This window comes from Mesorhizobium sp. WSM4989 (assembly GCF_029625795.1).
GTDB lineage: Bacteria > Pseudomonadota > Alphaproteobacteria > Rhizobiales > Rhizobiaceae > Mesorhizobium.
The window spans coordinates 2,630,316-2,642,599 of record NZ_JARTVN010000001.1 but is presented as its reverse complement, the minus strand read 5'-3'; the positions used below and the strand labels follow the sequence as shown (position 1 = coordinate 2,642,599).

Genomic DNA, 12,284 nt, shown 5'->3' with positions numbered 1-12,284 from the left:
GATGGATGCTGAAGCGTGGTAACTCCAGTCTCCTCGGTCCGGTCCGAATGGACAACCTCTCGAAAGCTCACACCTAGAACTCCTCTTGAAAGCGTATCTAGCTTCAAAGGGCGTGTCGAAACGCGGTCTCCGGCTCGGCTTCGGTCACAAGATCGAGGACATTTACGAAGCCGCAGTGGCCCTAGGAATGCCGCCGATTGGGAACGTGAAGATGATTGCCAACAACCTTGACCTGATGAATTCTCAGCAAGATTTTAGGTACCCGTCGGGGTACAAGCTGAATGTCCCGCCGCCGAGCTTCTGCCGAGAAACGTATAACGCTCTCCACACAGCGATCGAGCCGAGGATCCCCACCGAGGTACTGAAAGCCAACCTCAAATTTCATTGGGATTTTCGGGGGAAGACTGTCATTTGGAAGGACGAATAGCCCGAGGATGATCTTCCCCATCTACGTTGGCGTTCTTATGGCGCTGCTGTCAGCATCCGCCATTGGCGGTGGCGGCAAGGCGATCTTGTTGGGATGGCCGCCTCGCTGACAATGGCCGGGATGGGCACTCGCCGGCTGGCTAGGTTCTTAGCAGGCCATAGCCGGCTGTCTGGTGGAGATCGTCTTTCAGGGCTTTGATCGTCTGTGAAAGGTCGCGAACCTTGTCCATCAGCGTCTGAATGGTCGCCCCGATGGGCTGGATCTTAACGCCTCAATCGTCGCGAGAAGCTCAAGGTAGACGTGGTTCAATTGAACTTTCTCCCTTCGAGAGCTCTCAATGGTGATCGACATGTGCGACCAGGCTCGATCAATTGCCTGTTCGCTTATCCTTCATCGACAAGCGGACGCGTGCCGCCACCTCCCTTCCGTCACGCGAAGGACCCAGCCGGCGAGACCAGACGGCGTGCGTGGCGCAATCTTCTATGTGACGAGCGGCGAGATCGCGTGTGTCCCGCCGTGATGGGATCATCTATTCGTCGAGCGCGGCGCTGGCGCCATCATCGTCGATATCTGCAAACCCTGGGATGATCCAGCAGCTTCTCCTTCGACAGCAGCCCGGCGTCCTCGAGCGCCTCGAAATCCGGCAGCTGGCGCAGCGTGTCGAGCCCGAACTGCGACAGAAAAGTTTTGGTCGTCACATAGGTGTAGGGCGCGCCCGGCTGCGGGCTGCGCGGCCCCGAGGCGACCAGCTGCTCAGCGCGCAGCACGCCGATCAGGTCACGTGACACCTCCTTGCCGAAAAAGCTCGACAGCTCGCCACGGGTGATCGGCTGGAAATAGGCAATGCACATCAAGACAAGCGCCTCCGCCTGCGACAGTTCTTTTGCTCCCTCGCCCGCTGCCGTGCCGAAGGCTGCGTGAATGGCGTCGCCAAAAACCTTTTTGGTCCGGTGCTGCCAGCCGCCGGCGACCGCGACCAGCTCGTAAGGGCGGCCGGCGAGTTCGGCGCGAATGTCGTCGATGATCAGCTCGATATTGCAGTTTTTTCCCACCACCCGCGCGAGGACACTACGTGTCACCGGTTCATTTGCCGCAAAGATCACCGCTTCGACGCGGGCCATCCATTCGCACCAGCGCAGCTCCGGCGGCAGATGTTCCAGTTCGGTGTCGAGCAGCGCCGGCTGATCGTTTGGCTTGCGGCGGGCGGACGCTTCGCTCATCGCTACAGCCCGAACAGCCGGAATGTGGGGCGGCCGGAGAGCTCGCGCACGACCTCCAGTTGCTGCAGCCGTTCGAACAGCCGTCGCGATGCAAAGCGCGACAGATTGTCCGTCGTCAGCGATCCGGACACGGCGTCTTCACTGAGCAGCAGAAAGATTACGTCGCCGGCGCCTTTGGCGCGCAGTTTCGGCGCCACCGCCAGGAGTTTTTCGGCCCGGCGCGACAGCTCGGCGGCCAACCGACAAGCGTCCGCGGCGGCCGCGACGAGCGCGATGCAAACCGCCCGCTCAAAATTCTTGTCCCCGGGCCGGATGCGCCGGCCACCGCCGGCCTCGGTGCGGAAAGATGGTCCAAAACCCTGCGCCATTAGGAGCGGCAGGGGCTGCGGCCAGCCCAGGCGTTGCGCCAGTACCAGGTCGGCGAGCCACCAGCCAAAGACTTCGGCATCGGGACGCATGGCGACGACCTCAGCGGCGATCGCCGCGGCGTCGAATGGCGCCGACCGCTGGGATACCCCGAGTTTTTCGATCTGCGTGCAAAGGTCGGCGAGCGCGGCGCCGTCCCAATGGAGGCCAAGCTGGTCGAGTATCTTCCCGAGCCGGCCGGGCGTAGCGGCGGGCGGCTGCCTGGCCAACTGCCGCCAGGCGCCAAAGACGGCGCCTGCGGGACCGGGGTCAGCACGTAGGGGACGCAAATGCCAGGCATCGCGCAAGGCGGCCGCATCCTCGGCGCGGCCGGCGAGCCGCATGCTGGAGGCGGCGCAGCGAACCGCCAGCCGCTGCCGCCAAGCGCCGGCCCAGGCTGCCTGCGCGCGGGCGAGCGTGTCGAGGGCACCCAGGGCGGCGCCGGCCCGGAAGGCGGCGTCGCCGTCACTCGGCGCGCCGGCGCTTGTGATCGCCCACGCGGGAACGGAGGGCGGCGCAGAGGAGCTGGCGGTCGCGGGATCGAGGCGAATCATAATTTGGAGAGTAAAGTGCCGGTGCGCTTTTCGCCATGATTTTCGTGCCAAAACGCACAGCCTGTCGGATCAGCACAACGACTGATAGTGTTGCATTATCAATCTCTTCACGAGTTCGTCCCTGCTAAGCCATTTGGCCAACAAGTAAGTCTCGACAGGGCACCTTTTTGCGCAGCCGGACGAAACTCCGTTCGGAAATGTGCCGGCTCGCGGCGTAGGAGCCTGCTCAGGTTCAGATGTCATGAAGGCATCTAACGCCCGATCTGCCGCGCAACTTCGGTCCCATATTCATTGCCGACGGGGTATCTGAGGGCGACGTTTTTTGCGGGTTTTTCCTGGTCGGCTTTGGAGGTGATGCTGGCGCCGATTGTCACAGGCTACTTCACTATCTGTTCCTTGACCGATGAGATCTTTTGCGCTGCGGCGCTCCCGTCTTTGCTGTGGGTCACCTTCTGACCCAAGCCCCAACGTACACACGCGGGAGTGTCCTACAAGCCATCGGTTTCGACAGATCGGATGGATTGGGCAGGCGAGCCCAAAAGCTGCGAGCTTAGAGCGGTTATAAATCGTAGTTGTAGCTGTGTAACAAACTGTGTAACAAAAAGCGCGAAAAGACTAGTATTTTCAGTATCATAGAGGTGAAAGGGAATCCCTCCCTCTCCGCCATCCTGCTTCGAGCTGCGCGCTTTCGCAGGACAAGCCTCAAATCCCTTAAGAGCGAGCGAGATAGCCTCCGAAGCCTTGGCGAAGGAGCGCGACAGTCGCCCTCAGCGATATCCGAAATAGGTCATCAGCTCCTGGGCCTCACCTGCCTCGAAACGCGAGGCGAATTCCGCAGGCAGCTTCGATCGCCAGCCGCCCCTGTAGTCGGTGATCGGTTGGTTGACCTGCGTCGAACGGCGAGCCGAATGCGCCGTGCGAACTCTTCTTGCCCTTCCCCAGACGACCGGATGCCGGTGATAGTCCAGGATGGCAGCATCGAAGGCCACATCCATGAAGCGGCATAGCCGTTCGATGGAGAGCGCAGGCGACTCGATAAAGTCCTCGTAGCGCCACAACATGGCCCCGCCCCTCTCGATGCAGAGCATCGAGGCCCTGCTGTCGGCGACCCACCTTTGGAAAGCTCTGTCGAAATCGCCCTCGTAGCGCTGCCCGAGCGATGCCACGACATCACGGCCATCGCGCGTCACCACAATGAAACGGGCGTCCGGGATCGTCTCGCGTATCTGACGGGTGTAATGAATATGCCCGGGGGTTTTCTCGACCCAGACGCTCCGGCGCGAAATCGCCGCCTCAAGCAAAAGCAAGCTTAGCTTAGTCCATCTGGCGCCTTTGTCCGAGACGAAAGCGCTTGTCTCCCGCGGAACACTGAAGACATCCGGATGCGCTGCCAATATCCGGGCGAGCAAGGTCGACCCGGTATGACCGCAACCACAGATGAATATTGAGGCCCTCGGCTTTGGAATAAGCCGTACCACACCCTTGTTCACAATTCTTGTTCCCCCGGAAAGACTTTATTCGAGCTGTTTGCCTCGAAGATTGCAACAGGAATGTTTCCACAGGAACGGCGCGGAACCACCGATCGGCGCCGTTCACATTTCAACGGCTGACCTTCGGCGATGCGCAACGAGCGCCCGCAGGGCCGCGGCACCATCGCCCGAAAATGACCGGCCGAGCATGAGCGCCAGCGTGCACGCTGGTGCGCGAGGCCGGCTTGCAGCCCTTGGACGCTGTGAGAACCATGGTCGGGGCCATCCAGGGCGCAACTTGAGAGCGGGCGTTGCGCGTCGGCTGCGGGCAATCATCGTTTGAATGCGTGATCCGGTTTGTAGGTTGGGCCGGACGAGCGTGATGCGCCGGCCGATTTTGCCTCAACCTGATCCGCCGGATTGATGCTCCGCAATCGCGCTCAAGAAGACCTCGCCGAATTCCTTGAGCTTGGCTTCGCCGACACCGTTCACCTCGGCGAAGGCAGCGAGGTCGCGCGGGCAGCGCTCGGCCATGGCGATCAGCGTGCGATCGGAGAAAACGACATAGGCCGGGACTTGGCGTTCCTTCGCCAGGCGCAGCCGCAGCGCCTTGAGCGTGGCGAGCAGCGCGGCGTCCAGGTCTTCGGCGTCCGCCGCTGCCTGGGCCGAACGCGCCTTGTCGCGCAGGGAACGGTGCCGCGTCTCGACGCGATACTCGAAGGCGATCTCGCCGCGCCCGAGCGCGCGGCCGCTCTCGGAAATGGCAAGGCCGCCATAGCCGTCCGGGTCCGGCACCAGGTACCCGCCCGCCACAAGCTGGCGGATCAGCGACAGCCACGCGGGTCGCTTGTGCGCCGCGCCGGTGCCGAAGCTGGCAAGCCTTTGATGACCTCGGGCCAGCACTTTCTCGGTCTCGTGGCCGAGCAGGATGTCGACGATGTGCGAGGCCCCGAACCGCTCGCCGGTTTGCGCGACGGCCGAAAGGATGATGCGCGCCTCGATGCTTCCGTCCGCGCGCGGCGCCTGGCTGAGGCAGTTGTCACAATTGCCGCAAGGCGAGGCGCCTTCGCCGAAATAGCCAAGCAGGACCTGGCGCCGGCATTGCGCCGTCTCACAATAGCCGATCAGCGTGTCCAGCCGGCCATGCGAGCGCCGCCTGTGCTCCGGCGAGGCATCCTCGTCGTCGATGAACAGGCGCCGCGTGCGGATGTCGCCGAGGCCGTAGAGCATATGCGCCTCGGCCGGCCGCCCGTCGCGGCCGGCACGGCCGATCTCCTGGTAATAGGCCTCGAGGCTCGCCGGCAGGTCGGTGTGGAAGACATAGGCGACGTCCGGCTTGTCGATGCCCATGCCGAAGGCGATGGTCGCCACGATGACCACGCCGGACAGCGTCATGAAAGCGTTTTGGTTCGCGTCCCGCGCCTCCTTGCTCATGCCGGCATGGTAAGCGAGCGCGGTGACGCCGTTCTTTTCGAGGAAGGCCGCCATCTCCTCTGTCTTCCTGCGCGACAGGCAATAAACGATGCCGCTCTGTCCCGCATGGCGTTCGACGAAACGCAGCAGCTGGCGCTTGCTGTCCTGCTTCGGCTCGATGGCAAGCTTGATGTTCGGCCGGTCGAAGCCCAGCACCAGCGTGTCGACACGCTCGGCAAACAGCCGCGCCGAAATGTCGGTGCGCGTCGTTTCGTCCGCGGTCGCGGTCAGCGCGATCATCGGCACTTTCGGAAAGAGGTCCCGCAGCCGCGCAAGGTCCTCATATTCGCGCCGAAAGGCTGGCCCCCATTGCGAGATGCAATGCGCCTCGTCGACGGCGATCAGCCGGATGTCGAGCCTGGCCAACGCGTCGAGCATCCGCTCGGTCATCAGCCGCTCCGGCGCCAGATAGAGCAGACGCGTCTGGCCCGAGGCGACGCGGCGCCACGCCGCGACATTGGCATCGCGATCGAGCGAGGAGTTGATCGTATCGGCGGCGACGCCGGCGAGCCGCAGCGCCGCGACCTGGTCCTGCATCAGCGCCACCAGCGGCGAGACGACGATGGTGAGCCCGCCAAGGACCAGCGCCGGAACCTGGTAGCAGAGCGACTTGCCGGCGCCGGTCGGCATGACCGCCAGCACGTGGCGGCCGCACAGCAGCGCCTCTATCACCTCGGCCTGACCGGGTCGAAAATCGTCGAAGCCGAACACGTCCTTCAGCACGCGCCGCTTCGGATCGCGCCCCTCCGCCGCAATGCCCGCCACCGATGCCCGCCCCGCCATCGCGTTTTGCATTTGAGAGTGATTCCCGGTTTCGGCTGAGGTCACGTTCTTAAGGCGCGGATCGCCCGAACGCCATCGCAACCCGTGCTGTCCGCCGTTTTTGCCTGCCGGCGCCGCCGTCTCTGCCGGAGGTGTCGGCTCCTCCCTGCGCCGCAACCCGGCGATACCGAGATGGCAGGGCAAGGCGGTCGGCAGTGTCCACTGAGCCGAGGTTAGCAAAGGCAGGGCGCGTTAGACTCCAAGCCGGCTCCATAGATCCGCAATCAATTTTCGCAGCCCGGCAGCCCGGGGTTCCCCCGGTCGGATTTCGGCCAGCGCGATGCCGCTCTCGCCCGCAATGGCATAGAGCAGCCAGGTCCGGCCATCCTCCTCGAAAATGGCCGGATCGCGCAGCCCGTTCTCCTTGCTTCTTGCCACGCCCGCCTTGCTGCGGCGAACCGGCAGGCCGGCGCCCTCGTAGTCGGTGCCGGGTCTCAGCAATTCGGTCCTGCCGCGCACGACCCAGCGCCGCCAGTCCTTGGAAAGGTCGATGCTGCCGTAAATCACGCGCTCCGGCGCGTCGCCCTTGCGCGTATAATAGACAATCAGCGAATCCCCGTTCTTCTGCACCGCCACATGCCGCGGCCGAACCCGGCTCGAGCCCGGCAGCACGACCGGCCCTTCCTCGAAACCGGAAAGACCATCGATAGATCGGCGAAGCCTGATACTGCCGGTGCCGAAAAGCCCATACCACCAGCCGTCATGCCGAAAGATCCGCGCATAGAACGGCCCTAGCGCCTGGGGACTGGGGTTGAAGCAAAGGCCGTCGACCGATGTCGCCGCAAAGGTCGTCTGCTCGCGGCCATGTCGCTCGGGGCCGTGAAAATACATGACGATGCGTCGGGTCTGCTCGTCGACATGCACGTCGGGAGAGGCGATGTGATCCCTCAGAAAAGGACATTCGCCAAGCGAAAGCACGCCGCCCGGGTGAACGCTCCAAGGACCCTGCAGCGTATCTGAATAGGCTAGGCGGATGTAGGTGCCGTTGTGATGCGCGAAATAGAGGTGATACGTTGCGAGCCGGCCGGTCGCCCACGCCGGCATCCTCACCAGCGATGGGCCGTTTATGCTGGCTCCCTCATCGCCCGGCAGCATATCGGGCGTAATCAACGGTCCTCGCCGTTCGGCTGAAAGGCCGAGCATCGACGTCATGCGTTTGCCCACTCCGGCATGTCATAGCCGAACTCGTCACAGAACCCTCTCAGCCGGGCGAGGAAGGCGGCGGGCAGGGCTTTGAGATAGGCAAGGTATTCCTCGTTCCGTTCCCACTTCTTGAGCGATGTTGCCCGTATCGGGTTGCCGGCATCCTCGCTGAAGCGGATACGCGGCCTGAGGTCGAATGCTCGCGCGATCCTCTCCTGGACCTCGTCCGGCCGAGCGATCATGTCCTCGTAACGGACATAGACGATCGCGCGCTCCGGCTGCGCCTTTCTCAGCCGCAGCAAGGCCTCGTACTCGGCCAGCCAGCGTTCGGAGGTGACATGGAACCGGCGCTCCGCCCTGCTTTCCGGATGCGAGCTGGTGAGCACGTCGAAAGGATGGCGAACGCAATAGATCAGGCCAATGGCGGCGGGCAATTTCGCCAGATGCATATGACCCCGATCCGTGCGCTTGACGACAAGGTTGGATTCGGAGCGGTCCAACATATCCAGCTGGGTGTATTTCGCTTCGGCTCGATGGACGAAGGTGTCCTCGAAACACCCCATCAGGCGCTGGGTCAGCGTCGTGCCGCTGCGCGCGCAACCGGCAATGAATATCTTCTTGTAAGGCGCCGAGCGTCCAGCAAACCAAAGCCGCCACAGCCGCTTCACATCCAGCGCCAAGCGCCGAACCTCTCTGATCGGCCGCCTGATGGCCTTGCGCAAAAAGGCTTCTGATTTTCGTGCGACGTCCATTTCCGACTTCCGCTCCCGCCGGCTTAGTTCATCCGTTGCCAAAGCTGCGGCGCGCCGTCTCTTTGGCCGATATGCCGGCAGAGTGCCAGTCCTCTTCGTTAAACCTATCTTCACCATGTTGCGGCACCGTTGTCGTCCTGCGGCAATGTTTGAGTACCGCGGCGGCGCCACCTGCGCCCAGGCAACAAACCCGCGCCTCACGGCGCGGGTTTTTCTTTGGCAACAGGAATATCGCTATAGGAAGTCGGCCCGATAAGGCGCAAAACTGTCGACCAGCCGCCCCGCTTCCAGCGCCCTGACGCCGTGCACCAGGTTGGACGGCACGATGAAGCTGCTTCCCGCTGCCAGGATCTCTGACTTGTCGTCGATGGTGACTTCGAAGCGGCCTTCGGCGACATAGCTTGCCTGGACGTGCGGATGCGAATGCAGCGCGCCGAGGCCGCCCTTTTTGAAGGCGAATTCGACCATCATCAGTTCGGCCGTGTGCACCAGCACGCGCCGTCTGTTGCCGTCGGGCGTCGGCTCCCAGGCTTTTTCGCCGGCATGTGAAAAGAGAGGCGTCATCGCTTAGCTTCCGTTCGAAATTGGCAGAATGGTCACCGCGCCAGCCAGCCGCCGTCCACCGGCATCACCGCGCCATGCATGTAGTCCGACGCGGGCGCGAGCAGGAAAACGGCAGCATCGCCGATGTCGTCCGGCCGGCCCCAGCGCCCCGCGGGAATGCGCCCGAGGATGGCGGCGCTGCGGTCGGGGTCGGCGCGCAAGGCTTCGGTGTTGTTGGTTTCGATATAGCCCGGCGCGATGCCGTTGACGTTTATGCCTTTCGCCGCCCATTCGCAGGCGAGCAGCCTCGTGAGGCCAAGCACGCCATGTTTCGAAGCGGTGTAGGAGGCGACGCGGATGCCGCCCTGGAAGCTCAGCACCGAGCCGATGTTGACAATCTTGCCGCGCCGCCCAGGCTCGGCCAGCACGCGTCTGGCAAAACTCTGGCAAAGCCGGAAGACCGTCTTCAAATTGATGTCCATCACCTCGTCCCAGTCGGCCTCGGTCAGGTCGACCGCGTCGGCGCGTCGTATGATGCCGGCATTGTTGACCAAGCCGTCAAGCGGTCCCTTCTCATCCCATATCAGGTCGAGCATTGCGGCAGCCGCGGCAGGAGCGCCGAGATCGGCAGCCACGGTTTCGAATTGGCCACCAATGGCCGCGACCTTCTCCGCAGTTTCATCCATCGCCGAGCGGCCGATGCCGATGACGGCGCCGCCGGCGCGCGCGGCCGACACGGCAATGCCTTGGCCGATGCCGGTGTTGGCGCCGGTGACGAGGATGCGTTTTCCTGCAAGGCTGAAGGCGAAAAGATCGCTCACTTGAGCTGGTCCATCGCCACCTGGTCGACGTCGATATGGTCGACATTGTCGCCGGCCATGGCCCAGATGAAAGCGCCGGTGTGTGTCTGGTCCATCTCTACCTTGCTCGAATGATTATCCGGTCGACGCAGCCGCCACGGACTTTGCGTAATAGGCCTGCCGCGCCTGCAGGCGCTCGCGGTAGCGCTGCTGGCTGGAGGTGAGATGTGCCCGCATCGCCTCGCGCGCGGCGTTGGCGTCGCCCGCCGAAATCGCGTTGAGGATCACCAGATGCTCGCGCTGCAGGCCGCGCTGGTACTCGTCGGACTGGACGAGCTCGGCCGACCAGGGCGAGGTGACGTCGCAGGGGATGGCGCGGCGGCCGAGCACGTCGAGCATCTCGACATAGAACGGGTTATTGGTGGCGCTGGCGATTGCCCTATGGAAGGCGAGATCCGCCGGACCGGTCGGCTGGCTGGCGAGCAGAAGCCGCTCGAACTCGAAGAAAGCCTCCTGGATCGCCGCCTCTTGCGCCGCGTTGCGGCGGATGGCGGCAAGGCCGGCCGATTCGATCTCGATCGCCAGCCGCACCTCGAGCACGTTGAGCGCGATCGAATCCTTGGCGCCCATATCGGCGGCTAAAACGCCGAGCGTGGTGGAGATGTGTTCGGTTACGAAGACGCCGGCGCCCTGCCGCGCCTCGACGAGACCGTCGGCGGCAAGCTTTGCCAGCGCCTCGCGAATGACGGTGCGGCTGACGCCAAAGGTTTCCGTGAGCTGCCCTTCGGTCGGCAGCTTGTGCCCGGGCGGGATCTCGCCCGCCAACAGCTGCTTGCGGATCGCCGCGACCACCGTTTCCGACAGCTTCGGCTTCCGTTCGACCCTGAGATCCGTCATGGGCCCGGCCACCGTCGCACTCCTCTATCTGAACGCCCTATTTGAGGACGCCTACTTGAAGACACTTGGCAACCACAGCGAGATCGCGGGAATATACGTCACCAGCGCCAGAACCACGATACCCGCGCCTTAGAACGGCCAGTTCGAGCGTATCGCTTCCCAGACCGTGATCTTGCCGAACTTCATGCCCTTCAAATCCTGGCGCCCGGCTCAGAGCCGGTACGCCTTCTTGGCAAGCGTGTAGGCAAGCTCGCGCGCCAGCTCATGCGCTTCCTCCTCGCGCAGCCGATGTTCGGCGACGAGCCGCGCCAGGAAGGCGCAGTCGACACGCCGCGCGACGTCGTGGCGCGCCGGGATCGATGGAAAGGCGCGCGTGTCGTCGTTGAAGCCGACCGTATTGTAGAAGCCCGCCGTCTCGGTGGTCATTTCGCGGAAGCGGCGCATGCCTTCCGGGCTGTCGTGGAACCACCAGGCCGGCCCAAGCTTCAGCGCCGGATAGACGCCGGCGAGCGGCGCCAGCTCGCGCGCATAGCTCGTCTCGTCGAGCGTGAACAGGATGATCGTCAGGTCACGCTCCAGCCCGACGCAGTCGAGCAGCGGCTTCAGCGCCGTCACATAGTCGGTCCGGGTCGGGATATCGAAGCCCTTGTCGCGGCCGAATTTCTGGAAAACAGCCGGCGAATGATTGCGCCACGACCCGGGATGGATCTGCATTACCAGCCCGTCGTCGCGGCTCATCTTGGCCATCTCGGTCAGCATCTGGGCGCGGAACAGTTTTCGCTCGCGCTCGTCTTCCGAGCCGCGGCGGATGCTGTCGAACAGTTCCTGCGCCGCCGTGTCGGAAAGATTGGCGGTGTCGGCGGTCGGATGGCCGTGATCGGACGAGGTGGCGCCGAATTCCTTGAAATAGGCGCGGCGTTTTCGGTGCGCCTCGAGATAGCCGGCCCATGTGCCGGTGTCGCATCCGGTGATTTCGCCCAGGCGATCGAGATTGGCTAGAAACCCTTCGAAATCGGGATCGACCACGGCGTCCGGCCGGTAGGCGGTAACGACGCGGCCCTGCCAACCGCTGTCACGGATCATCCGATGCCATTTGAGATCGTCGAGCGCCCCTTCGGTGGTGGCGATCACCTCGATGTTGAAGCGCTCGAACAGCGCCCGCGGCCGATAGTCGGCGCGCTGAAGAAGCGCGGCGATCGTGTCGTAGCACCGATCAGCGGTGCTGGCGTTGAGCGGTTCGTCGATGCCGAACAGGTGCTCGAACACATGGTCGAGCCAGAGCCGGGTCGGCGTGCCGCGGAAGAGATAGTAATGCTCGGCAAAGCGCCGCCAGATCGTTCTGCCGTCGGTCTCGACCGGCGCTCCGTCGAGCGTCGGCACGCCGAGCTTTTCCAGCGGCACGCCCTGGCTGAACAGCATGCGGAAAATGTAGTGGTCCGGGACGATCAGGAGCTGCGCCGGGTCGGGAAAGGGCTCGTTGAGCGCATACCAGCGCGGGTCCGTGTGGCCATGCGGGCTGACGATCGGCAGGTCCTTGACCCCTGCATGAAGGGCGCGAGCCAGCGTTCGCGTTTCCGGCGCGAACAACAGGTCCGGATCAGTCAATGCAGCCACTTCGCTCCTCCCAGGCTAACCCATTGGTAGAGTGGCAAACAACAATGTCAACATACAAAAACCAGCCAGTTGTATGATGACTTTTGCATAAAGCCCGGCCATTGTACCGGGCAGCGGCGGGTGCTACGCCGCTGCCGCCATTCCTGCCAGGCTCGACGCGCCGAT

Annotated in this window: 10 protein-coding genes; all 10 read right to left on the bottom strand. The window is 63.6% G+C overall.

Annotation, left to right across the window (positions count from 1 at the left end; all coding sequences use genetic code 11):
• Positions 1 to 984: 984 nt before the first annotated feature.
• The 10 genes from P9217_RS12800 to uxaC all read right to left on the bottom strand — a co-directional run bounded on the left by P9217_RS12800 (position 985) and on the right by uxaC (position 12,119).
• Positions 985 to 1,647, bottom strand: coding sequence for an SMC-Scp complex subunit ScpB (locus P9217_RS12800; protein WP_063169436.1), 663 nt, complete (start codon positions 1,645 to 1,647; stop codon positions 985 to 987).
• Between the two features lie 2 nt (positions 1,648 to 1,649).
• Positions 1,650 to 2,606, bottom strand: coding sequence for a DUF1403 family protein (locus tag P9217_RS12795; RefSeq protein WP_063169437.1), 957 nt, complete (start codon positions 2,604 to 2,606; stop codon positions 1,650 to 1,652).
• Between the two features lie 767 nt (positions 2,607 to 3,373).
• The gene (locus P9217_RS12790; RefSeq protein WP_164746618.1) at positions 3,374 to 4,096 is read right to left on the bottom strand and encodes a sulfotransferase; all 723 of its coding nucleotides are present in this window, start codon (positions 4,094 to 4,096) and stop codon (positions 3,374 to 3,376) included.
• A 381-nt stretch (positions 4,097 to 4,477) separates the two neighbouring features.
• Positions 4,478 to 6,343, bottom strand: coding sequence for a DNA helicase RecQ (gene recQ, locus P9217_RS12785; protein WP_067324981.1), 1,866 nt, complete (start codon positions 6,341 to 6,343; stop codon positions 4,478 to 4,480).
• Positions 6,344 to 6,562: 219 nt separating this feature from the next.
• Complete coding sequence (locus P9217_RS12780; protein WP_067324979.1) at positions 6,563 to 7,522, bottom strand: hypothetical protein; 960 nt, start codon at positions 7,520 to 7,522, stop codon at positions 6,563 to 6,565.
• Complete coding sequence (locus tag P9217_RS12775) at positions 7,519 to 8,265, bottom strand: sulfotransferase (RefSeq protein WP_067324977.1); 747 nt, start codon at positions 8,263 to 8,265, stop codon at positions 7,519 to 7,521. Before P9217_RS12775 ends, P9217_RS12780 begins: the two co-directional genes overlap by 4 nt.
• 234 nt (positions 8,266 to 8,499) lie before the next feature.
• Positions 8,500 to 8,829, bottom strand: a complete 330-nt coding sequence (locus P9217_RS12770; protein ID WP_067324975.1) for a cupin domain-containing protein — start codon at positions 8,827 to 8,829, stop codon at positions 8,500 to 8,502.
• A 32-nt stretch (positions 8,830 to 8,861) separates the two neighbouring features.
• Entirely contained in the window at positions 8,862 to 9,629 is a 768-nt protein-coding gene (kduD, locus tag P9217_RS12765) for a 2-dehydro-3-deoxy-D-gluconate 5-dehydrogenase KduD (RefSeq protein WP_278085876.1), read from the bottom strand.
• A 114-nt stretch (positions 9,630 to 9,743) separates the two neighbouring features.
• Positions 9,744 to 10,505 (bottom strand): FadR/GntR family transcriptional regulator, encoded by a 762-nt coding sequence (locus P9217_RS12760; protein ID WP_082953895.1) that lies wholly within the window; start codon positions 10,503 to 10,505, stop codon positions 9,744 to 9,746.
• A 210-nt stretch (positions 10,506 to 10,715) separates the two neighbouring features.
• On the bottom strand, positions 10,716 to 12,119 hold the full coding sequence (uxaC, locus tag P9217_RS12755; protein WP_127214116.1) for a glucuronate isomerase: 1,404 nt from the start codon (positions 12,117 to 12,119) through the stop codon (positions 10,716 to 10,718).
• Positions 12,120 to 12,284: the final 165 nt, after the last annotated feature.

Coding starts and splice junctions, on each gene's coding strand:
- recQ (WP_067324981.1), bottom strand. CDS start 6,343: ATGCAAAACGCGATGGCGGGGCGGGCATCGGTGGCGGGCATTGCGGCG.
- P9217_RS12795 (WP_063169437.1), bottom strand. CDS start 2,606: ATGATTCGCCTCGATCCCGCGACCGCCAGCTCCTCTGCGCCGCCCTCC.
- P9217_RS12780 (WP_067324979.1), bottom strand. CDS start 7,522: ATGACGTCGATGCTCGGCCTTTCAGCCGAACGGCGAGGACCGTTGATT.
- P9217_RS12800 (WP_063169436.1), bottom strand. CDS start 1,647: ATGAGCGAAGCGTCCGCCCGCCGCAAGCCAAACGATCAGCCGGCGCTG.
- P9217_RS12770 (WP_067324975.1), bottom strand. CDS start 8,829: ATGACGCCTCTCTTTTCACATGCCGGCGAAAAAGCCTGGGAGCCGACG.
- P9217_RS12760 (WP_082953895.1), bottom strand. CDS start 10,505: ATGACGGATCTCAGGGTCGAACGGAAGCCGAAGCTGTCGGAAACGGTG.
- P9217_RS12775 (WP_067324977.1), bottom strand. CDS start 8,265: ATGGACGTCGCACGAAAATCAGAAGCCTTTTTGCGCAAGGCCATCAGG.